General features: G+C 43.6%; 24 protein-coding genes. 15 read left to right on the forward strand and 9 right to left on the reverse strand.

Features of this window, described 5'->3' with window-relative positions; translation table 11 throughout:
- Positions 1–28: 28 nt before the first annotated feature.
- The 4 genes from T344_RS0121910 to T344_RS0121925 are packed head-to-tail and all read right to left on the reverse strand — an operon-like array spanning position 29 to position 3922.
- The gene (locus tag T344_RS0121910) at positions 29–832 is read right to left on the reverse strand and encodes an ABC transporter ATP-binding protein (RefSeq protein ID WP_027630475.1); all 804 of its coding nucleotides are present in this window, start codon (positions 830–832) and stop codon (positions 29–31) included.
- Positions 829–1863: a FecCD family ABC transporter permease gene (locus tag T344_RS0121915; RefSeq protein WP_027630476.1), complete on the reverse strand. Its 1035-nt coding sequence runs from the start codon at positions 1861–1863 to the stop codon at positions 829–831. The genes T344_RS0121910 and T344_RS0121915 overlap by 4 nt, the downstream gene beginning before the upstream one ends.
- Positions 1860–2858: a FecCD family ABC transporter permease gene (locus tag T344_RS0121920; protein WP_027630477.1), complete on the reverse strand. Its 999-nt coding sequence runs from the start codon at positions 2856–2858 to the stop codon at positions 1860–1862. Before T344_RS0121920 ends, T344_RS0121915 begins: the two co-directional genes overlap by 4 nt.
- The gene (locus T344_RS0121925) at positions 2855–3922 is read right to left on the reverse strand and encodes an ABC transporter substrate-binding protein (RefSeq protein ID WP_027630478.1); all 1068 of its coding nucleotides are present in this window, start codon (positions 3920–3922) and stop codon (positions 2855–2857) included. The genes T344_RS0121920 and T344_RS0121925 overlap by 4 nt, the downstream gene beginning before the upstream one ends.
- 374 nt (positions 3923–4296) lie before the next feature.
- Here T344_RS0121925 and T344_RS0121935 point away from each other — a divergent pair, with 374 nt between their 5' ends.
- From T344_RS0121935 to T344_RS0121965, 6 genes are all read left to right on the forward strand, one after another.
- A complete protein-coding gene (locus T344_RS0121935; RefSeq protein WP_027630479.1) occupies positions 4297–5565 on the forward strand; it encodes a phosphoglycerate kinase in 1269 nt (422 codons plus the stop codon).
- Positions 5566–6017: 452 nt separating this feature from the next.
- Entirely contained in the window at positions 6018–7091 is a 1074-nt protein-coding gene (locus tag T344_RS0121940) for an ABC transporter substrate-binding protein (RefSeq protein WP_027630480.1), read from the forward strand.
- Positions 7092–7103: 12 nt separating this feature from the next.
- The gene (locus T344_RS0121945; RefSeq protein WP_034862785.1) at positions 7104–8168 is read left to right on the forward strand and encodes an ABC transporter permease; all 1065 of its coding nucleotides are present in this window, start codon (positions 7104–7106) and stop codon (positions 8166–8168) included.
- Entirely contained in the window at positions 8158–8943 is a 786-nt protein-coding gene (locus T344_RS0121950; protein ID WP_027630482.1) for an ABC transporter ATP-binding protein, read from the forward strand. Before T344_RS0121945 ends, T344_RS0121950 begins: the two co-directional genes overlap by 11 nt.
- A gap of 119 nt (positions 8944–9062) precedes the next feature.
- A complete protein-coding gene (locus tag T344_RS0121960; protein ID WP_207641868.1) occupies positions 9063–9503 on the forward strand; it encodes a hypothetical protein in 441 nt (146 codons plus the stop codon).
- Between the two features lie 15 nt (positions 9504–9518).
- Positions 9519–9773 (forward strand): hypothetical protein, encoded by a 255-nt coding sequence (locus T344_RS0121965; RefSeq protein ID WP_027630484.1) that lies wholly within the window; start codon positions 9519–9521, stop codon positions 9771–9773.
- 3 nt (positions 9774–9776) lie between these two features.
- Here the strand turns inward: T344_RS0121965 and T344_RS0121970 are convergent, their stop codons facing one another.
- The gene (locus T344_RS0121970) at positions 9777–10298 is read right to left on the reverse strand and encodes a nitroreductase family protein (RefSeq protein ID WP_027630485.1); all 522 of its coding nucleotides are present in this window, start codon (positions 10296–10298) and stop codon (positions 9777–9779) included.
- A 194-nt stretch (positions 10299–10492) separates the two neighbouring features.
- Between T344_RS0121970 and T344_RS0121975 the strand changes: the two genes are divergently transcribed.
- Positions 10493–10672 (forward strand): hypothetical protein, encoded by a 180-nt coding sequence (locus T344_RS0121975; protein WP_004625039.1) that lies wholly within the window; start codon positions 10493–10495, stop codon positions 10670–10672.
- 133 nt (positions 10673–10805) lie between these two features.
- Here T344_RS0121975 and T344_RS0121980 read toward each other — a convergent pair whose 3' ends face one another.
- The 3 genes from T344_RS0121980 to T344_RS0121990 form a co-directional block, all read right to left on the reverse strand.
- Positions 10806–11222 carry a Fur family transcriptional regulator gene (locus T344_RS0121980; protein ID WP_004625032.1) on the reverse strand — a complete coding sequence of 139 codons (417 nt, stop codon included), beginning with the start codon at positions 11220–11222 and terminating at the stop codon, positions 10806–10808.
- Between the two features lie 178 nt (positions 11223–11400).
- On the reverse strand, positions 11401–12216 hold the full coding sequence (locus tag T344_RS0121985) for a metal ABC transporter permease (protein WP_027630486.1): 816 nt from the start codon (positions 12214–12216) through the stop codon (positions 11401–11403).
- The gene (locus T344_RS0121990; RefSeq protein WP_027630487.1) at positions 12209–12886 is read right to left on the reverse strand and encodes a metal ABC transporter ATP-binding protein; all 678 of its coding nucleotides are present in this window, start codon (positions 12884–12886) and stop codon (positions 12209–12211) included. Before T344_RS0121990 ends, T344_RS0121985 begins: the two co-directional genes overlap by 8 nt.
- Before the next feature lie 147 nt (positions 12887–13033).
- On the opposite strand from T344_RS0121990, the gene T344_RS0121995 reads away from it, so the two are divergent.
- Positions 13034–13948, forward strand: a complete 915-nt coding sequence (locus tag T344_RS0121995) for a metal ABC transporter substrate-binding protein (RefSeq protein ID WP_027630488.1) — start codon at positions 13034–13036, stop codon at positions 13946–13948.
- Positions 13949–14000: 52 nt separating this feature from the next.
- Here T344_RS0121995 and T344_RS0122000 read toward each other — a convergent pair whose 3' ends face one another.
- The gene (locus T344_RS0122000) at positions 14001–14888 is read right to left on the reverse strand and encodes a fructose bisphosphate aldolase (RefSeq protein ID WP_027630489.1); all 888 of its coding nucleotides are present in this window, start codon (positions 14886–14888) and stop codon (positions 14001–14003) included.
- 176 nt (positions 14889–15064) lie between these two features.
- On the opposite strand from T344_RS0122000, the gene T344_RS0122005 reads away from it, so the two are divergent.
- The 7 genes from T344_RS0122005 to T344_RS0122035 all read left to right on the forward strand — a co-directional run bounded on the left by T344_RS0122005 (position 15065) and on the right by T344_RS0122035 (position 22911).
- Entirely contained in the window at positions 15065–15394 is a 330-nt protein-coding gene (locus tag T344_RS0122005; protein WP_027630490.1) for a hypothetical protein, read from the forward strand.
- Positions 15395–15678: 284 nt separating this feature from the next.
- Positions 15679–17466, forward strand: coding sequence for a cache domain-containing sensor histidine kinase (locus tag T344_RS0122010; protein WP_027630491.1), 1788 nt, complete (start codon positions 15679–15681; stop codon positions 17464–17466).
- Positions 17467–17507: 41 nt separating this feature from the next.
- A complete protein-coding gene (locus tag T344_RS0122015; protein ID WP_027630492.1) occupies positions 17508–19121 on the forward strand; it encodes a response regulator in 1614 nt (537 codons plus the stop codon).
- A gap of 189 nt (positions 19122–19310) precedes the next feature.
- Positions 19311–20681 (forward strand): ABC transporter substrate-binding protein, encoded by a 1371-nt coding sequence (locus tag T344_RS0122020; RefSeq protein WP_027630493.1) that lies wholly within the window; start codon positions 19311–19313, stop codon positions 20679–20681.
- A gap of 73 nt (positions 20682–20754) precedes the next feature.
- Positions 20755–21645, forward strand: a complete 891-nt coding sequence (locus tag T344_RS0122025) for a carbohydrate ABC transporter permease (protein ID WP_242842124.1) — start codon at positions 20755–20757, stop codon at positions 21643–21645.
- A gap of 14 nt (positions 21646–21659) precedes the next feature.
- Positions 21660–22490: a carbohydrate ABC transporter permease gene (locus tag T344_RS0122030; RefSeq protein ID WP_027630495.1), complete on the forward strand. Its 831-nt coding sequence runs from the start codon at positions 21660–21662 to the stop codon at positions 22488–22490.
- Between the two features lie 13 nt (positions 22491–22503).
- Positions 22504–22911 carry a VOC family protein gene (locus T344_RS0122035; protein ID WP_027630496.1) on the forward strand — a complete coding sequence of 136 codons (408 nt, stop codon included), beginning with the start codon at positions 22504–22506 and terminating at the stop codon, positions 22909–22911.
- Positions 22912–22917 lie beyond the last annotated feature (6 nt).

A 22917-nucleotide genomic window follows, 5' to 3' on the forward strand; every position in this document is an offset into this window, starting at 1 on the left:
CTCTTAAAAATTTATAGATACTGTTCATTCAGCAGCTCACGTGATGCCTTCCCTTTGGCACGATAAAAGGGGAGGCGGATACAGGATCACGGATAACCTGGCAGTCGAGATCAAAGACCTGCTTGATCAATTCCTCGGTAATGATATCGGAAGGCGTACCCTCGGCTATGAGTTTTCCTTTGCGGAGGGCGAACAAATAGTCCGCATATCTCGCCGACAGGTTGATGTCATGCAGGACCATGACGATGGTGGTACCCCTGTTTCTGTTCAGATCGGTCAGTAAATCAAGTATTTCAACCTGATAGCTTATATCCAGGAAAGTCGTGGGTTCATCCAGGAGCAGTATATCGGTCTGCTGGGCAAGGGCCATGGCAATCCATACACGCTGGCGCTGACCCCCCGAGAGTTGATCGACACTATGGTTTGCCAGGCTTGTGATACCCATGATTTCCAATGCCTCTTCAACTGCTTCATAATCCTTTTTGCCCAGTCCTTTAAAAAAGGATTGATAGGGAAATCTGCCGCGCCCGACTAAATCCGCAACGGTAATGCCTTCCGGAGCAACCGGTGATTGGGGAAGGAGCCCGAGAACTCTTGCCAATTGCTTTGGAGGTATGTCGGTAAGCTTCTTTTCACCGAGGACAATTTCCCCGGAGACAGGTTGGATTAGCCGGGAAAGTGTCTTAAGCAGGGTGGACTTGCCGCAAGCATTAGCACCGATGATCACACTGATTCTATTGCTTGGAATTGTGATATTGATACCGTCAATAATGATTTTTTTATCATATCCGGCAACAATATTATTGGCTTTTAATAAATGCGCAGTCTTCATGCCGATCCTCCTGTTCGATTCATGCGGATAAGTAGATAGAGTAAATATGGTGCTCCCAGAATACCGGTGATGATGCCGACAGGGAATCGGGTATCGAAAGCAAACTGTCCGATCAAATCAGCTCCCAGTACCAGTATGGAGCCTACCAGGCCTGAAGGCAATTCATTTGGTGCACCTATGCCGACAAGCCTGGCTGCTATGGGTCCGGCAAGAAAAGCTACAAAGGAGACAGGACCTGTTACTGAAGTAGCAAAGGCAATCAGCAGCACTGCACTCAAAATCAGTAAAAGCCGCGTTAAATCAGTTCTGACTCCAAGGGTGACAGCGGACTGCTCGCCTAACTCCAGAATTTTGAGATGTCTTCCAAGCAATAGAATGACCATGCCAAAGATGACAATAACCAGGAACAGCACGGGTATCCTGGTCATCCGGATGCCGTTCAGACTGCCGCTAAGCCATATGAGCGCACCCGGAACATCATACTGGGAAGCCCTCAGCAGCAGGTAAGAGATAATTGCATTCAGCATGGCCTGTACACCGATGCCGATGAGAATAAGCTTACCGCCTGAGAAACTGCCTCCCCTGGAGAGCACATAAATCAACGCTGCCACCATGATCCCTGCGATGACGGCGGCAATTGAAACAAGGGTGCCGCTTACTTTGAGCACAAGTATGCAAAAGACAGCCGCAGCACTGGAACCTGATGATATGCCTATGATATCCGGACTGGCCAGAGGGTTCCGCAGCATTGTCTGAAAAGTACTGCCGGCTATTCCGAAGGCCATTCCAACAAGAAGCCCTGAAAGCATCCGGGGCAATCTTAAAGTGCCGATTGCAAAAGTAGCCCCCTGTATCTGTTCACCAAGGAGAACTCTTACTGCGGTATCAAGGGGATATATGGTATTTCCGAGTAAAAGGGCTGCAACACAAAGTGCAAAAGCCAGCATACCCAGAAGAATGGTCACAAGAGTCCAGCGGAACTGTCTGCGGCGGTACCCGTATTTGATCATATCTGAATTGTTTACTGTCATAATGTACGCACCTTCGCTCTCATGGCAATGATAATAAGTATTGGAGCACCCAGGAACGAAGTAACAATTCCTGACTCAAGTTCGCCAGGGCTGCCTATGAGTCTTCCCAGAACATCGGATATGGTCAGAAGGATAGCTCCGCCCACTGCCGACATGGGAATAACAAGCCGGAGATTTGGGCCGCAGATCAGCCGCATGGTATGTGGGACCATTAAGCCGACAAAGCCGATAGGTCCGGCCAGAGCGGTTGTTGCACCGCATAACAGGACACCGGACAGTGCCCCGATAAGCCGGATGGTTCCGGTACGGACACCAAGACCTGTTGCAACATCGTCCCCCAGGGCAAGGGCATCCAGGGCGGGACTGACCAGCAGGCCCATGAGCATTCCGACGATAAGAAAAGGAAGTATCGTATATATGCCTTCCCAGGTGGCGCCGCTGATGCTTCCCACCTGCCAGAAGCGAAAGGCGTTCATCACTTCGGTACGGGGAAGGATTACCGCACTGACCACAGAGGATAGGGCAGCACTGGTTGCCGCACCGGCTAAAGCAAGCTTGATTGGGGTTGCGCCGCCATAACCCAGAGATCCGATTCCATAGACAAACAGGGACGTAACCGCTGCTCCCATTAAAGCAAGCCATATGTACTGGCTGAATGAACCGATATGCAAGAAGGCCATGCCGCTGACCACAAACAAGGAAGCGCCGGTATTGACGCCCAGAATGCTGGGGTCTGCAATTGGATTGCGTGTGATTGCCTGCATAAGGGTGCCGGATACTCCGAGCGCCGCTCCGGCTATAATACCAAAAACAGTTCTCGGGATCCGTTCATGAACTACAATATCTATTAAACTTGTTTTTTTAGAATGAATTAGAATGTCTATCACGTCGGGAAAATTGACAAAGCGTGCCCCAAAGGCCAGGGAAGCCAAAATACACACCAAAAGGATAAACATACTGCAAACCAGCAAGGCAATTATTTTAGTGGATTTCATTTTACTTTATCAGCTGCCTCTCCAATAACGCGAAGATAATCATCGGTGGCTGCCGGGATGGAAAGTGCACTTGGCGTTCCGGAGGCCGCAAGAGGCGTACCGTCTGCAATTACCGCCACAGAACCTCTCTTGACTGCCGGAATGGTTCCGACGAGAGCATCCGCCTGCAGTGCACCAAGCAATTTGTCGTTGCCATAGGTGATAATAATGTCAATGTCCTGAAGAATATCTACATTTTCCGCACTTACCTCCAGGGCAAAACTATCGCTCTCAGCTGCCAGTTTAGCAACACTTTCAGGTAATTTCATGCCCAGGTCTGTCAGATATGCAGCACGCGGATCACTGGGCAGATACACATAAAACTTACTTAAATCTGTTGGGGTGAAATAGAAGAAAGCAGCTGATTTTCCGGAGATTTGCGGATAATTGCCGGTCTTTTCTCCAATGAAAGCCTCCAATTCGCTGACCAGAGCCTCACCTTCGGCTTTCATACCCATACCTGCTGCGTCCATAACTATCTGATCACGCCAGAAGGTTTGATAGGGCTGTGTCGGATAAGCCACAACAGGTGCGATTTCACTTAATAAATTATATTCTTCCTGTGTAATACCCGAATATGCTGCCAGAATGACATCGGGCCGGACATCGCTGATGGCCTCGTAATTCAAACCTGCCACATCGTCAAAAATAACAGGATTATCTACACCCAATTCCTTGAATTTTGCCAGGGTCCAGGGTAAAAGTCCGCTGTTATCCGTAACACCATAATTGGCTTTGGAAACACCCACAGGGATGACGCCTAAAGCCAGGGGCAGGTCCTGGTTACCCCAGGCGATGGTAGCAACGCGTTCCGGTTTGCTTTTTATGACAGTTTCTCCAAAAGCATGTTTGATTGTAATTGGATATGCAGCTTCAGAAACGGCGGCAGTGCTTTCTCCTGCCGTGGATATTTGAGAAGCGGAGGTATCAGTAACATCGGAGGATGGTGATTTCGTACAGCCTGATAAGACAAGCGAGAGTGAAACTACAGTTGTAAGAATGAATTGAATGCTTTTAAACTTCATAATGTTTCCTTTCTTATGTAGGTATATAAAATATTTATGCACTGGTTAGCGTATGCTAACTAGCTAAGTGAATATTACAATTATTATCAATTAATGTCAAGTGATTTCTATAAAATTTAATGATGGCTTTTTTTTCCTTTATGGGAAATATTCTTGCAAGCTCCAGAATGGCAGATATTCTGTATGCTCAAAAGTGTAGGGAGTGCGTGGTGCTGATAGCCTTGCTGGATGCCTTGTATTCTGGTATAATGTACCAGGTACGCTTTCAGCAGATTCCTAAGTAAATATCATTTAATTATTGCTTTAAATTCAAAAATTGACATCAAAGCAGTTTGCACTTTCGAGTGGATTAATAAAAATCTAGGAGGTTATATATGAGCATATCGAAAAAAACGGTCAGGGATATAAGCATGACGGGCAAAAAGATTATAATGCGAGTCGACTTCAACGTCCCCATGAAGGATGGAGTTGTTCAGGACGATACCCGGATCAAAGCGGCTCTGCCCACAATTAAGTATATTTTAGACCAAAATGTCACCGGACTCATACTCATGAGTCATCTTGGCGATCCCAAAAAGGATGGACAGAAAGCCAGGGACAAAGCTGCAGCCGAGGGCAAGACCTTTGATGAGGCGGCATATATGGCTGGTAAACACAAATTAGCTCCTGTATCGGATTATTTTTCCAGGCTGCTGGGCAAACCTGTTCAGTTTGCGTCTGATTGTCTGGGAGAAGAGGCCAAAGCCAAAGCGGATGCACTCAAGAACGGCGAAGTTCTCATGCTTGAAAATACCCGTTTCCACAAGGAAGAGACCAGCAAGGACGCTTCTGACCGTGAAAAAATGGCAAAGGAGCTGGCTTCCTATGCTGATATTTATGTCAATGATGCCTTCGGAACTGCTCACAGAGCCCATGCTTCAACAGAGACTATCTCACAATATCTTCCGGCAGTTGCGGGATTTCTGATGGAAAAAGAACTGGTTTATCTTCAGGAGAAAGTTGTCAACAATGCAGCCAAACCCTTTGTTGCCATCATTGGCGGGGCTAAAGTCTCATCCAAGCTCGCAGTCCTTGAAAGCCTTTTAAACAAGGCTGATGCATTGATTATCGGCGGCTCCATGGCATATACCTTTTTAAAAGCCAAAGGTATCTCAACCGGAGCTTCCCTGGTAGAGGACGACATGCTTGATACAGCCAGGGCTATCATCGCTAAGGCGGCATCCAAGGGGGCTGGCATATACCTGCCGGTAGACCATGTTGTTGCCAAAGAGATGAGCCCTGCTGCCGTTGCGGAAATAACCTCCGATGACAATATTTCAGGTGACTGGAAGGGTTTTGATATAGGACCTAGGTCAATAGAATTATTTAATAAAGTACTCTCCACAGCCAGAACAGTTTTTTGGAACGGTCCCGTAGGAGTTTTTGAAATGCCTAATTTTGCAAAGGGTACTTTTGCTTTGGCACAGACTATTGCCGGATTAAAAGATGCATGTACCGTTATTGGCGGGGGAGACAGTGTTTCCGCTGTTAATAAGGCAGGGCTTGCTGATAAGATGTCGCATATCTCCACGGGCGGAGGGGCCTCGCTTGAGCTTGTAGAGGGCAAAACACTGCCTGGCGTTGCGGCACTCCAGGACAAATAGCATGATTGCCGCTGAGAAGCTGTACTCCTTGGACCTGAAAAAAATAAAAATATAATGTGGTAAAAAATGCTGCCAGGGCCTCAACAGGTTTAATGGCAGCATTTTTATATGCTTAAGGCATGCGGAGAATGTAACAGGGAGCGAATTTATCCTGTATATATTGTTTTATATGTTGACACCAATGTTTAAAGGGTATATAATACTCCTTAAAGAATAGTAATCAGATATGTATACTAATATATATTATCGGAAGGTACATTACTTAAATTCTATAAAAAGCATTAAACGGCATTAAAGCTAAAAACTTAATAGATTATAACTGACTGGATTAACTGGAGGTTTAAAAAACATAATTTATGTTTTTTAAACCTCCAGTTTTTATTTTTGCAATTTTGAAAAATTTACCCGCTGAAAAGCGGTACATAATAAAAATATTAGGGGGCAAACAAATCATGAAAAGATCAAGAAAAATTGCAAGCCTTACGGTGCTGGCCATAACTCTCGGCATATTGCTGACTGCCTGCGCGGGCAAACCGGTTGAAGAGAGCAATAACAGCACCACTCCCGCAAATACGTCAACAGCTGCCGGTGTCGAATTCAAATACGGAAAGATCGACATACCCGGCAAGGACGGTGCACTCTGCGGAGTTCCCATTTATATTGCATATGATAAAGGCTTTTTTGCCGAGGAAGGTTTTGATGTAACCCTTATCTCGGCCAGTGCAGAGACCCGCAAAATCGGTCTGAACAACGGCACAATTCCCATTGTAAACGGTGACTTCCAGTTCTTCCCTTCAATTGAAAATGACGTTAAGGTGAAAGTTGTGGACGGCCTGCACAATGGTTGTATCAAGTTTCTTGTAAAAAAGGATTCGCCCATCAGCGGTGTTAAAGATCTGAAGGGTCTGAAAATCGGCATTGATGAAGTGGGCGGCACGCCGCACCAGGTTGCATCAGTCTGGCTTGAGAAGAACGGGATATCAGCAAAGCCCGAGGACGGTGAAGTGACCTTTCTTCCGTTTGACGACGGTAACCTTGAAGTGGAAGCTCTTAAAAAGGGCGATATCGATGTAGCGGCTCTCTGGGATCCGTTCGGTTCGGTTCAGGAGAAGACCGGGAATTATAAGGTCATCTTTGACCTTTCCACCGACCCCACCTTCGCCGGTAAATACTGCTGCTTCCTTTACGCTTCTGAAAAAGTCCTTGCCGAAGAGCCCGAAAAAATATCTGCATTGCTCAGAGCCTATAACAAGGCACAGAACTGGATTGCTGAAAATCCGGAAGAAGCTGTTCAGATTGTCATTGACAGGAAATACTCCGCAATTGAGGACAAAGAACTTGCCGTGGAGCTTGTGAAGCATTATCAGTATCCTTCAAAGCATGACCATGAGGTTAACAAGCAGGACGTAGGAAAAGATGTACTCTATTTTGCGACTGAGCTCTACAATATCGGATACCTGAAAACCAATCCCGATGAATTCGTAAAAAAAGCATATCAAAAAGTGGACCTGACACTGGGTAAATAGGAGGCGCCTGCCTTGAGTATAATTAAAGAATCAACCGTTCCGCCCTTGTTAAAGCAAGGGCGGAACGGCAAAAAACATATATCGGATTTGAAATTTATCCTGCTGACTGTATTTACAGTCTCAGGATTTATATTGGCGGCACTTGCCAATTTATTGTTCAGACAGCTTGCCGACGTAAAAATAACCGCATATGCCTACGGTTCACTGGTTATCAATATCAATGAAGCGTACCGGATCGTACTTGCGGTGCTTATTCTTTTATATCTTTGTATCGCCGGCTATTCTTTTTTCCATGCCGACAGGCGGGTAAAGTTTTCAAAGCGTGCGCCGTTCCGGTTTGCAGTGGGTATTGCCCTGGCACTCTGGGATATTCTGGGCACAAAACTATTATTACTGCCGCAGCCCTTCTTTCCCGGCCCGGCGCGAATCATCGAGGCGTTTCTGATTGAGGGGGATTATATATGGCAGAATACGCTGTATTCGCTCCGCTTGTTTGCTGTTGGATTCACGCTCGGCGTGGTGTTTGGGGTGGGAACCGGTATTCTTATCGGCTGGTTTCCGAAAGTGTATTATTGGGTTTATCCCGTATTAAAAATAACAGGTGTTATTCCGGCGGTGGCATGGATGCCGTTTGCTCTCACGTTATTTCCCACACCATTTTCGGCAGCGGCATTTCTGATTGTGATCTGCGCATGGTTTTCAATTGCATCACTTACGGCACAGGGCATACAAAGTACTCAAAGGCCCCAGTTTGAGGTTGCGCGGACGCTGGGGGCGAAAACGCCGTTTCTTGTTTTCCATGTAGCCATACCTCACGCTATGCCGCAGATTTTTACCGGTATATCAAATGCAAACGGCTTTGCCTTTACAACGCTGGTTATGGCCGAAATGATGGGACAGCCGGGTGGGCTGGGCTATTACATCAACGCGTCAAAGGTGTGGAGCGCTTATTATAAGGTTTTTGCGGCCATTATCGTAATGGCCGTGCTGTTCAGCCTGATTATGAAGGGTATGGGCTTGATTCAAAGACGCGTTCTAAGGTGGCAGAAAGGTCTGGTGAAAAGTGATGGGCAGTGAAGCAATAATAGAAATTAAAAATGTCAACCGCACATATATTGATGACAAGGACAACACTGTGGAAGCGTTGAACGACATTAACCTCACCGTTTACAGGGGGGAATTTGTATCCGTCATAGGTTCGTCAGGCTGCGGCAAAACCACGCTGCTCCGCCTTATTGCCGGGCTGGATGTGCCGGAGACGGGTACACTCCTGCTCGAAGGTGAGGAAATCACCGCCCCTGATCCGCAAAGGGGCTATGTTTTTCAACAGGGAGGGCTGTTCCCCTGGCTGACAGTGGAACAGAATATTGCCACAGGCTTGAAAGCAAGGCATGTCTATGGTCAGAATAAGGCACAGGTGGGCCACTATATAGATCTAATCGGGTTGCAGGGTTTTGAGAAATCCTTTCCGCACCAGATAAGCGGCGGTATGGCCCAGCGTGTGGCAATTGCACGTTCCCTGATAAACAAACCGAAGGCGCTTCTTCTTGACGAACCCATGGGAGCCCTTGACTCCTTCACCCGCGCCGATATTCAGGATAAGCTGCTTGAACTCCGCAAGGAAAACGATACAACAATGATACTTGTAACGCATGATATTGACGAAGCAATTTATCTTAGTGACCGTGTTGTTATCATGACACCGCGTCCCGGCAAAATCAGTGAGATCTTAGACATAAAAATGTCGCATCCGCGCAACCGCGGAGGCTCGGAGTTCCTGTCCATCAGAAGCAATATACTGGAGAAATTGCATTTTGCCAGTGCACAGCCCCAACTGGATTATACCATATAGAAAACTTTTAAAAGGCAGCATTATGTAATGTCGTATTATGCGGCGGAATATACAGCATCGCCGGAGATACTGCAATAATCACCTTTCAGCCGGTACAGCAGCTGATAATCTCAATTCCCATGTTTGCTTCCGCGCTGCTGGTAACCGGAATTACAGGAAAAAATCCGAAGATATTCATGAAACTGCTGCTTGGCTCCGCGGTTTGTGTTATAGCTTTCGTGCCGGTTCTATTTTTGCGGGATGATTCGGCAATTATTATTCTTTTAATAGTAACGGGTGCCATCGGAATTCCACAGGGCCTCAATAACCTGGCAAATCAGAACGCGCTGTATCATCAGTCCCTGCCTGAGCAATTGGCCTCCTCCACAGGACTTATGAGGACCTTCCGGTATCATGGGGTCATGCTTGCATCTGCAGCAAACGGTGCCTTTCTGCACAATGGAGCCCATACCGAAGAACTGCATTATATGGCTGTATTTCAGGTGGTGATCTCTGTGGGTCTGGTGGTTCTTGTAGTCTTTGACAGGGCGCTGAGAAAAATAGGAACTGATAATCTGTAGAAAGGGATTGAAAAAATGGGATTGATTGAAGTGCTGGTAACACCTTTGGGCTGGCTGCTGCGGGGCTACCATGGTCCAAAACCCATGCCGGGGCATGGGATACACCGGTACTGGTTTCATTTGTACGCGCTGGACGAAGTAGTGCCCGCAGACCTGGATTACTCCGGTTTTGAAGAACTACTTCCTCTCATAGACGGCCATGTTATCAGCCGCGCGCATCTTGAAGTCATACAGAAAGGCAAATATGGGCATATGCCGTCCTGTATGTGAAATTTAAAATTTATTGTAATGGAGCTTGTGATATTGCAGGCTGTCTTCTTCATAAGGCTTTTTTTCCTCGGCAGGATAACCGATGGCAATGATACATTCAACACTGTATTGTTCGGGTATCTCCAGCACTTTTCCGATATACTCTCCGGCGCTTTCCTGCTTGTTATGGAATCTTTCCCTTACCTGAATCCAGCATGAACCCAGGCCTAAATCCTGTACAGTCAGTTGAATGATAGTTGATGCGATGGAGGTATCCTCAATCCATACGTCACTTGAATCCCTGTCGGCTATCACTGCAATAGCCAAAGGAGCGCCTGCCAGAAAATGCGGGGCAGGTTCACGGCATTGAGAAAGCTGCCGGAGCAGTTCTCCGTCGGTGACGGCAATAAACTGCCAGGGTCTAATGGACCGTGAGGAGGGGGCTAAAAGGGCACTTTTCAGAATTACATCAATTTTCTCCTTTTCCACTTCCCTGTTTTGAAACTTTCTAATGCTTCTTCTGGATTGTAAAAGGTCATACAGCATGCTTAATAATCCTCCCTAATTTTATAAATTTTATTATTCTTTCAAGATAGATAATATTCTAATATGATTATATAAAAATATATAAAATAAACCAACTTTTTGATTTACAATATTACAAATAGGGTAAAATAAAGTATTAAGAGATATGGATTAACTGACGCAACACTTTAAATTAAGTACAAGGAGACGGTAAAATGAGTGTTAAAGAAAAAGTATTGGAAGTAATGAAGTCGGCGGGACACCCCGTAAGTGCCGGTGAAGTGGAGAAATTGTCCGGATTGGACCGCAAAGAGATTGATAATGCATTTAAAGAATTAAAAAAGGAAAATGCCATTGTATCTCCGGTCCGTTGCAAATGGGAGCCGGCAGAATAAAGGCTGTAAATAATATTCAAGCGGTATATTTTTGACCGTTCAAGGCATGTTGAAACGATAATGAATTTCAAGGAATATGTAAAAAAATAGGGTGATTTTACTCAAAAAGGAGGAAATCACCTTATTATTATAATTACCCGTTCGGATTACAATCCTTGCAGAATCCAAATACCTCCAGATTATGACCCATTACATGGAAATCCTTATCTTCGAGTTTTGGTATGAATTTTTCCATCGGGCAATTATCCATTTCTATGATTTTATGGCAGTTCATACAGACAGCATAATGCTTATGCTTAAAACGATTAAGTTCATATACTGCCATTTCATTATTCATAACGTTGGTTTTGATCACCACGCCTTTTTTAATGAAAAGCTCCAATATCCGGTAGACGGTGGATAACCAGGCGGCATCCCTGCCGTTTTCCATTTGGGAGCATATATCCATTGCAGTTAAGGGACTCTTGGAATTTTCAAGCACCGAGAGCACACTTTCACGCTGCCTTGTTCTTTTTATTCCTGCAGGCCAGTTGTTCTGTGCCTTTTCCAATATATTCACCTCATTTAAATATTCATATTTAACATATACTTCAAAATTTCTTTAGCATATCGGCATTTCTTTTTATATGGTTTATGTTGTGCGTAAATGCATACTATCCACATTTATCTTTATTATAAAATGACCATATACAGAAGTCAACTTTCTAGCGGCTATCAGCACATGTGCGTCATTTACCGCGTACGGCGCTGATGCTTGATTGTATCTTTTTTATTATCAAAATCAGAACAAGTACGAAAACAGAAATTAGCGCGGTAAAGCCTCCGGGGGCTACATTGAGATAATATGAAATAAACAGCCCCAGCATTATGTCTGTTATGCTGAAAATAATTGAAAATATCAAGGTGTGTTTAAATCCTTTTCCAAGCTGAAGTGCAGTGGCCACAGGAAGAGCTATCATGGAACTGAGTACAAGTACGCCTACGATTCTGATGGAGACGGATATTGCCGAGGCCACAAGAATGGAAAAAACATAGTTGATCAACCTGACTTTCACGCCTGCAACTTTGGCGGCCTCCTCGTCGTATGCGATATAGACCATCTGATGATATAGAAGTATAAGCGTCAGGACCGAGACAGCACTGAGAATCAACACCATGATCATATCAAACCGGGTTACGGTCAGGATACTTCCAAACATGAAGGAATCGGCATTTGCATGCAGCTTCCCGGAGCTGATGATGGTAATGGCGGTACCCACGCTCAGAGAGAGTACGATGGTGAGAATCAGATCGGTGTACTTTTTGAAATAGCTGCGCAGAAATTCAATCAAGGCTCCGCAGAGGGATGTGAAGATAAATGCCCCAAGTATGGGATTTTGATTGGATATCAGCCCGAGTGTTATACCGGCTAGCGAAGCATGGGACAAGGTATCCCCTATCATTGAGTAGCGGCGGAGTACCAAAAAGATGCCAATGCAGGGACATAAAATGGAAATAAATACCGAAACAAAAATTGCATTTTGCATAAAGCTGTAATTAAGCATTATCATCGCCCTTTCCCTTGTTTTTTAAGAATTCTTCCGCATATTGCCCGGGAGTGCAGAGATGCCCTTGTCCATTCTTCAGATGGTAAATCAGTGTTGAGTTTGAAATTGCGGCGTCCAGATTGTGTTCAACCGAAACAATGGTAATACCGTTTTCCTGGTTTATCTTTTTCAAGAAGCCATAGACCTCTTGCTGACTGTTAATATCCACTCCGGTGGAGGGCTCATCCAGTATCAGCAGGTCAGGGTTTCCCATCAATGCTCTGGCAATCAGTATTTTTTGGCTCTGACCTCCCGAGAGAGTGCCCATCAGCGCGCCCGCAGAGCCGGACATCCCAACCTGTTCAAGATTTTCAGCAATCACGCTTTTGTTTTTGATTTTCAAAAGCCTCCGGTAAGAATTCAGTGTTTCATAAACTGTAATAGGGAAATTGGAGTTTGAGAAATCATTTTTTTGCGGAACATATCCGATTCTCTTTGCCCGGGACACAATGCTTCCGCTTGTGGGCTTTATGAATTTTAGTATCAACCGCATCAGCGTACTTTTTCCGCTGCCATTTTCACCCACAACCGACACATACTCACCGTCACGTATTTCCAGATTGATACTGTCCAGCACATATGGCGGTGAACCCGTATAGGAAAAATATAAATTTTCTGCTTTAATCATATTAGCACCCTTTCTGATGTAACCTGAAAAATATGTTTATTGCAAATGCATATTATTCGCACTTGACAAAAATATCCTTGAACACTATCATATATTATAGATGCAAATGAGATGCATTTGCAAGTATTGAATTTGGAGGTTGATAAAATGTTAAAAAGATGGGCTGCGATGCTGCTATGCCTGATTACCGTTGTGAGCTTTTCGGCGTGCGGCAGCAATAACGATAATAAAGCAGAGAATAACGGAGAAAGCAAGATCAAGGTTTCTGTTACCTTTGATGCAATGAAGGAGTTTGTTGCAGCAGTTGGAAAGGACAAGGTAGAAATTTCAACGATCATACCTGCCGGTACAGAACCACATGATTTTGAGCCGAAAGCCCAGGACCTTGCCGGACTTAACACAGCCAGGGTTTTTGTGTACAGCGGCTTGGGAATGGAAGCCTGGACGGAGGAAGCGATCAAAGCCGCTGATAATGCGAAGCTGATTGCAGTGGAAGCGTCCAAAGGGGCTGATGCGATTAAGAACACCGATCCTGAGGAAATCGAAGAACACGGGCAATATGACCCTCATATCTGGCTTAGCTTGAAGGGCGCCGAACTCCAGGTCAAAAATATCAAGGACGCCCTGGTCAATGCAGACCCGTCCAATAAAGATTATTATGAAAAGAACTGTAATGATTTTATCTCAAAACTGGAGAAGCTTTACAACGAATATAATGAAAAATTTCAGTCTGCAGATAAAAAGAGCTTTGTAACCGGACATGCCGCCTTTGGTTATCTCTGCCGGGATTTTGGCCTGGAGCAGAACAGTGTGGAAGACACTTTTGCAGAGGGCGAGCCCAGTGCACAGCAATTGACCGAGCTTGTGGAATATTGCAGGGAAAACAAGGTAACCACCATTTTTGCCGAAGAAATGGCAAGCCCGGACGTTTCCAAAACGCTGGCCAATGAAGTTGGCGCAAAAGTAGAAACTATCCATACTATTGAGAGCAGCGAAGATGATATGACATATTTGGAGCGGATGACAGACAATTTATCCAAGATTTATGATAGTTTGAAGTAAAATGCCGGCGCTCCCCTTCTATTTGAATAGAAGGGGAGCGCCGGTGGAACCACTATGTAATTGATGCCACGTAAATGGCTTTAATGGAGTTTGACAACATGGTATTAAATTCTTCATCCGTTTGCTGAACTGTCAGACCTTGGGACAGAGCACGCGAGAAGCTGGCGATCAGCCCTTGATTACGTGCTAACCTTTCGTTTGCTTCACTTTGGGTATATCCCCCGGACAAAGCCACAACCCGCGCAATATGGGAATCATTCACCAAATCGCTGAAGAAATTATCTTTTGTTGGTATGGATAGCTTAAGCATGACTTTTTCATCCTGTCCAAGGCTGGATAATTGATTGAAAATCTCGTATATTAATATTTTTTCCGATTCTTCCTTATCCGGACTGTGAATATCCACTTCGGGTTCAATAATTGGAACCAGCCCGGCCTCAATGATTCGTTTACCAATATCGAACTGTTGCCCGACCACCTTTTTTATTCCTTCGCAGTTGGCCTCTTTAATAACAGAGCGCATTTTGGTTCCGAAAATGTTCTTTTCAACAGCCCGCTTTAAAAGATTGTCCAAATCCGGGATTGGCTTCATAAGTTGAACACCGTTCTCAATCGCGGCCAGTCCTTTGTCAACCTTTAAAAAAGGAACGATGCCCTTCTTCTCCCAAAGGTAATCAGCAGTAAATTGATTGTTAATGGTGCGGTCCATTGTGTTCTCAAATAAAATGGCGCCCAAAATATACTCTGAAGTAAATTCGGGACTTGTTATAATCCGTTTTCTCATATCATGCACTAAATTAAACATTTCTTCCTCATTGGAATAGTTGTCTTCCTTGATTCCATATTGAAGAAGTGCTTTTGGAGTACTTCCGCCGCTCTGATCCAGGGCGGCGATAAAGCCTTTTCCTGTACGGATTCGATCCATTTGCACCTTATTCATTAAAAAATCTCCTTTCTACGAAAAAAATAAATGACTCTTAAGCTAATTATAGCACGTTTGCACACCTGTATACAGTTTCCCGCTTAACAATATACCGGGTATGGACAAAAGTGTATACTACATACATGGATCGCGTTAAAATAGAAAAGTGATTAATTTGTATTGAGGAGGAGCCTATGAAACAAAATAACGGTATTATTAAAGTTGGTGGAATTTCATTGATTATTTCCGGAATTCTCTTTTTTGTCCAATACCTGTTTATTTTACCCTTACCTGCTCCACCGCCGGTGGATGCGGAGCTGATGGCATGGCTGGCGGATTGGCGGTTCAACATCGCAATGGCCGACGAAGTGTTTTTCTTTGCCACATTGTTGATGATTCCTTCCATAGCGGCACTGTACAGCTATCATACTGAGTGCTGCCATCATCATATTGAGTTTCGCAGTAAGAAAAAGTGTGCTTGGAAAGCCTGCAGCAAATTTTGGATTTCTGGCAGGAATATTTGATTTAATCGGAGCTTATCCCTGGCTGCTCGGAACAGCTATGGCTTTTGTTTCCCAGTTATTTTCTCCGGCCTGGTTTGTCATTCTCGGAATAAGGATACTGATTGGAGCAGGGAAGTTTGAGCATTGATAATATTTCATCTGCATGTATAATAGTTATTATGTATACTATTTATTTGGAGTATTTAATAGCGTAATTGCCGCAGAGTAAAAATACATGGTCAGACCATAGATTGGGTATGTTTGTCTTTTTTTGTGATTTAAACACAGCGAAAGGAATGATATCTATGAAAAAGCTTACGGAGATTATAAAACGAAAACTGTATTTCAGCTCTATCGGTCAGAGAATTTCTACAGTGATGGTAATCATAATTATCGTTACGGTCATAATTTTCATGATAAGTACTTATAACATCATGAGATATCAACTTTCAATTAAAACGGAATTAAATACTCAAAAGGATCTTACCACGGTTTCCGAAAAAATGGATCTGTTTTTTCAGAGGGTAAAAAGTGATTCTATTCTTGTACTTGCCAGCGGTCCCTGCCAGGACTTGTTAAAAGGAGCCAACAAAACCCTGCATGCCGATTCTTCCGAACAGTATCGGATATACAGGCTTATTCAGGAAACAATGAAAAGTATTTTTGTTTCGGATGATATATACCGTACGATTATTTTTTACGACTTGAATGCAAATGCATATGCCCCGGTCAATATGTCAATTCAGGATAAAAATTTCCAAATACAAAAGAAAATAATGCTTGATTTTCTTTCCTCATCCAAAGAAGATGCCGAGTGGGTTACACTGCATAAAAGTCCGTGGCTTTTCGGGACTAAAGGTGCAGAGGAAGACTGCATCAGTTATCTGCACAAGGTTTATGACGGCAGCAGCGGAAAACTCATAGGGGCAATGGAAATGGAACTGAGCACAGACAGTATTTTCAAACTGTATAAAACACTTGCCCAGAACGGGATGGATATTTTTATTCTGGACAGCAGCGGTATGGTAATTTCAAGCGAAAACCCGGACCTTCGATATAAAAATTTTTCCGGTGAAAATTGGTATAAAAACTTTAATGATAAAAAAAAGCATATAGACCAGCAGAACAAATTGTTGTATATGACAAAAGGATATTCCATGCTGGATTGGTCAATAGTTTGTACAATCCCAATGGATGTATATTTGAAGGATTTACATATATTTTCTGTCGTAGATATAGTAATCGGCATAATATTGCTGGTTATTGCATCATTTCTTTCCCGTATTCTGATCCTGTCCATAATAAAGCCTTTAGGGCTGATTACCAGAACGATTCATGACATTGGAAAGGGAAATTATGAACAGCGGATAAGAATACAATATGGAGGGGAAATCGGAACCCTTGCCGTGGAATTTAACAGGATGATCGATAAGACCAATGAACTCATGGAGAAAATTGTAACAACCGAACAGAAAAAAAGAGAATCGGAATTGTCATTGATTCAGATGCAGATGACACCGCATTTTTTCTATAACATTCTGGAGAGTATCTGCGGTCTTATTGTAATTAATGAAAAAAAACTTGCAATAAAAACTGTACAGCTGCTGTCCGCCTTTTATAGGGGAGTACTGAATAAAGGCAAAGATATAATACCGATTTCGGAAGAATTGAATATTGCAAAAAACTATCTTGATATCATGCAAATCTGTCATTCAAATACCTTCACCTATAAGATTCATTGTGCTGAAGAGCTTAAAAAATACCATATTAACAAGCTGACACTGCAGCCTATTCTGGAAAATGCGGTCCACCACGGGATCATAGGGAGCGGGCGGAACGGAGAAATCAGAATTTTGGTATCGGAAGCTGAAAACAAAATAAGAATTCGTATTTCAGATAATGGAAACGGAATCAGTGCAAAAACTCTGGAAAGTATCCATGAAGGCAGGGAAGAAGAATATCACATGGACAGCTTCGGCCTTAAAAATACACAGGAAAGAATCAGGCTGCATTTCGGAGAAGATTATGGTCTTTCTATTCAAAGTGAAGAAAGTATGGGGACGGAAGTTGAGATACTGCTCCCTATGCAGTAGAAGTTTTAACTATACCCGGATACGGGAGCGGAGGAACTGAAATGTATAAAGTGCTGGTTGTTGATGATGAAACGTTGATAAGAAAACGGATTATCTTTGGTTTTGACTGGGAGTCATGGGGATACCAGGTGGTGAGTGAAGCCGCTAACGGTCCTGATGCCCTGAAAATTCTGGAAAGGGAAGCGATAGATGTTGCCATTGTGGACATCGCAATGCCTGATATGAATGGTATTGAGCTTGTACGGGAAATACGCAGACGGAATTATCCGGTTGAAGTCATTTTTCTGACCGGTCATAGTAATTTTGAATATGCAAAGGAAGCAATGGCGGAGGGAGTATATTACTACATACTGAAACCATTGGATGAGGCGGAGTTTTCCGCTACACTCGGGAAACTGGCCAATAAAATGGATAAGGAGCAGGAAAGGGAAAGAACCATGCTCAATCTGAAAGAAAGCAGGGACCATATCAACCTGTTTTTGAAATGTAAGTTCTTCAGTGATCTGTTCCATGCCAGAATCAGCCTTGAGGAAGACGAATTGAAAGAAAAGCTTGAGGAGCAGGGAGTCCGGTTACATAACGGGTATCGTGTTGTTGTGATAAAAATAGAAAAAGATCAGGATAGTGAATTGAATATAAAACAGGAATTGGACAGAATGCTGCAATTTTTGACCGGAAAGATGCCCGGGCTGCAGAATATTATAACCCTTTATGATGTGCTGGACGATTGTATCATTTTATTTATAGATATTTCAGAAAACCCTTCCCTGATGCAGCCCCAAAGGTGCATCGGACTCTTTAAGCCGGTCTGTTCCCATATGGAAGGGACGGAGTATGCCTGTGTCAGAGCCGGAATAAGCAGGGAAGTGAAAAGCACGGAAATAGTTTCAGACGGCTACGAGGAAGCACTTACAGCACTAAGGAACACAATGATGCATGAAGAGAAAGTATTGGAGTACGGCATGCTGCTGCCATTTTTAGAAAAGAAATTCCGGATTTCCTCAGCGCAGAAGGGCGAGTTGAGACGGGAGGTGGAGAGCGGTGGGCTTGAAGAAACGGCAAGGAAGCTGAAGAAGATATTCAGTGATATCGGAGAGGAAAGGATTGGATATTCAGAGTTCTCTCAAACAGTAAAGCAAATATTTTATTTACTGTCCGAAATAGCCTTTGAATCCAACCTTGACATTAAAGGCTGTATGGATGGGTACAGTAACCTGGAGACAGCTCTTTCAGGGATAAAAAGTATTGATGGGATGTATGCCTGGCTTTACGGTATTGCCGAAAAAATCATTGCAAGCAGGGAGTTTTTCCGGAAACGCGGGCAGAATATCGAGCTTGTGCACAAGGTTAAGCAATATATTACGGATAACTACCGGAATCAGGAGCTGACCCTGACTGATATATCCGAGTACCTGCATGTTACACCTCCGTATCTCAGCGGCAGCTTTAAAAAAGCTGTGGGTATGTCGGTAACACAGTATGTTTCCATGATAAGGCTTGAAAAAGCAAAGGAAATACTGTGTTCAAGAGGTATGGACGTGAGATCCACAGCGGAGCAGGTGGGATACAGTGATGAATATTATTTCAGCAGGTGCTTTAAAAAATATTTCGGGGTATCACCTTCTTCTGTCATAAGAATTAATAATTTTGACTAAAAATCACATGGGTTTTATGGATTTTATCATTAATTTTTTACAAAAACAGCGTAAAGAATTCCATGGTGGTTCTAATTCCTTTCGAATAAAATAAAGAAAACACCCGGTTGGCCGAGACACTTTAAGCAGAGTAATATAAGGCGGTAACCGGGGAGAAATATTCCGTATATGAAAGGAATGGGGGATAATATGGTTAAAAAAAGGAACGCAGTTGGGTTTTTAATGGCTATGGCTGTGGTTTTGAGCCTGTTTTCAGGCTGTTCGGGTAACAACAGCGGGGCAGGAGGCAGCTCGCAGGCTTCGGCAGGCGGACAAAACCAGGCAGGGAATGAGAAGGTTGCAGTTCGTATCCTGACAAGATACAGCAACCCGGATAATGTCCGTGAAAAGTATTTTATTGACCGGGTTGCAAAGTTTAAGTCGGAAAATCCGGATATTGATTTGCAGGATATTTCGGTTTCCGATGAAAATTCAAGGGATACCAAGTTCAAAACCTCGGTAGCATCGGGAAATCCAATTGAAGTCTTTAATTTTTTAGGATATGCAGCAAATATTGACTATGTGAAAAATGGAGTTGTTGCAGACCTGGACCCGCTGTTTAAAGAGGATCCCGAATGGACAGAAAATTATAAGAAATCTCTGTTTAGCCCTGTTGACTACAGTGCTTACGGCATAGAAGGAATCTATGGAATTCCCACAACTCCGTACGGTGTCTGCACTTTTTATAATAAAGCTATTTTTGATAAGCTGGGAATTCAGATCCCGGAGACCTGGGAGCAGATTGAAGCAGCAGCTCCGAAACTGATTGAGAAGGGTATCACTCCCATGGCGTTTGGAGCAAAGGATAATTACCGCGGAGGACACTTTTTAACAGCATTGTCAATGAAAGTATACGGGGACGACCTGAAAGACAAGCTGATCAGCGGGGAAGAGAAGTGGAACGGAAAAAATACGGTGAGTCTGATTTCTTATATGAAGAAGCTCTATGATGAAGGTGTGTTCGGTAAAAACAACCTGGCCTATACGGCAGACGGAGAATTGGCCAAACTGGAAAGCGGTGAGGCTGCCATCTGCTTCAGCGGCTCCTGGAATATAGCAACTATAAACGGATTTTCCAATGCAAAGGATATTGTATGTAAAGGATTCCCTTATTTTGAGGCTCATCAGGAAAACAAGGATATGTGGATGGGCGGACCGGACGATTTTCTTGCAATATCTTCAAAACCCGGAGATGCGGATTATGATGCTACTGTAAAAGTGCTGAAGTATTTTTCTTCCCAGGATTACTGGCAGGGACTCTATGAAGTGCAGAAAGGCTCCGGAACTTATCCTGTATCCTTCGGTGAAGTCATACCGGCAGATACTCTTACCAACGGTTTTAATGAATACTACAATTCTGCAGCCAACGTGATCGGAGAAATTGAACAATATGACAAAATGGCAGCTCTGATGGATGTGGTAAGGACGAATATGCAGACTATCTTCTCAGGCAGCAAGGCACAGGAGATCGGTGACGTAATACAGGGAGAAGTGGACAATTATTTGGCAGGCAACAAATAACTGTAAAATAAACGGCCTTTAGAAGTCCTTTTCTAGAGGCCGTCTGAATATCCGTCCGGAGGTGGTCGCAGGTTTGGTAGGAAATAAAAATTTTCGAAGTAAAATGGAAAGTGTTTTGCTCAGCTTACCGGCTTTTCTGATTTATTCATTTATTATCATATATCCGATGGTCAGCGTTTTTTACATGTCTTTTTTCAAGTGGAACGGAATTCCCAGTTCCAGTATGGAATTTACGGGATTGAGAAACTACATCGCCTTTTTTATGGATAACAGGTTTTATACTGCGTTGAGAAATATCGGCATATTTATTTTATCAGGCTTTCTTTTGATACTGCCGGTGGCGTTTTTTCTTGCCACTGTTATACAGAGCAAGCTGAGGGGTAAACGGTTTTTGCGGACAAGTTATTTTTTCCCTCAGGTCATAAGCCGTACTGCCATCGCTCTTATGTGGTACTTCCTTCTCTATCCTGAGGGAGGGCCTGTTGCATCGCTGTTTCATATGATTGGACTGAACACTGTTGATGTAAATTTTCTTGGAAGCAAGATCTGGGCAATTTATGCCATCACTGTAATTAATGCATGGACCTATGCAGGCTTTAACATGCTGATCTTTTCGGCAGGGCTGACTTCAATTCCGGAAGAAATTTATGAGGCCGCCGTTGTGGACGGTGTGAATCCGTTACAAAAACTGGTTTATATAACAGTGCCAATGATGAAAAGCAGTTTTCAGCTTTTTGTTATTAACTGTGTTATAGGTTCAATCACCACCTTTGAAATGGTTTATGCTACGACAGGGGGCGGTCCCGGCAGCGCATCCGAAGTGTTTGGAACCTTGCTGTACAAAAATGCTTTTACTTATAATAATTACGGTTATTCCAATGCAATCGGCTCCTTCCTGATCATTGCATCGTTCGGCGCTACACTTATATTGAATTTTATTTTCTCAAAGAGGGACAGGGATTGAAAGGGGTGGCACATATGCAGAGGAAATTGAAACCAAACAATATTATATATGTATTTTTTGCAATGTTATTTTCTTTAATTTTTTTATACCCGGTTTACTTTACGGTGATTTCATCGTTAAAAAACAACAATGAGATCTGGAATACCATGTTTGCACTGCCTAAGGAAATCAATTTGGACAATTACAGGTCGGCAATAAATGATATCGGAATTCTCAGGTCGGTTTTGAACTCTTTTATTTTTTCCTTTGGAGCAACCATCATCGTGGTAATTACAGTTACAATGGGTTCCTATGTGATTTCGAGAAAATTGCTTAAAGCATGCGGTTTTCTGCGGCTGTACTATTTGCTGGGACTTATGATTCCCGCATATGGAATGCTTATTCCCATTGTAAAGATGTTTACTGCGTTTGGCCTCCAGGATCATTATCTGCCCATGATCATCTTATATGCCGGAATAAACTTTCCAATGAGTTTTTATTTGATTGTGGGACATATAAACGGACTGAGCCGCGAAATTGACGAGGCTGCCTATATTGATGGCTGCAGCACCACAGGGATTGTATTCCGGGTCATATTCCCAATTGCCAGGCCGGGAATATTTACAGGGGCAATTATAACCTTCCTCGCTGTATATAATGAACTTATATTTGCCAATACGCTGCTGCAGCAGAAATCAATGCAGACCATATCAGTAACACTGCTGGGGTTAAAAGGAGAAAGATTTACAAGCTGGGGCCCGATGTTTGCATCAATCGTACTTTCAATTGTGCCCATTATGGTTATATACCTGATTTTCCAGGAGAGGATAGAAGGCGGAATAGCTGCGGGAGCAGTAAAAGGATAAGGAGCCGAAAATTATGATTACTTTAAAAAAAATGCAGCACATAGGTATTATCGTTCCGGATGCCGGGCTGTGCGCAAAATGGTATACAGAGCACTCGGGATTTAAAGAAAAAGCGGAATTCCATCATGAGGGCAGCCGGGTGAAATTTGTTTATTCCGCAGATACCGGTATTCTCTGTGAGCTGATCCAGCGTCCCAAGGGCAGTGATGATGCTCAAAGGGCACAGCTCACAGGGGGATGGATAGACCATATTGCCTATGAAGTTGAAGATATGGAAAAGGAATTTGAAACCGCTAAAGCTGAAAAGCTGGACATCATTGAAGGTATTGTGGAAATTCCGGGGTTCTGGGAAGCCGGTTTTCAGTACTTCCTGGTGCGTTCACCGGGCGGAGAGAAAGTGGAATATTGCAAAGTGCTTTAAGAAATT

The sequence above is a fragment of the Ruminiclostridium cellobioparum DSM 1351 = ATCC 15832 genome (genome assembly GCF_000621505.1).
GTDB lineage: Bacteria > Bacillota > Clostridia > Acetivibrionales > DSM-1351 > Ruminiclostridium > Ruminiclostridium cellobioparum.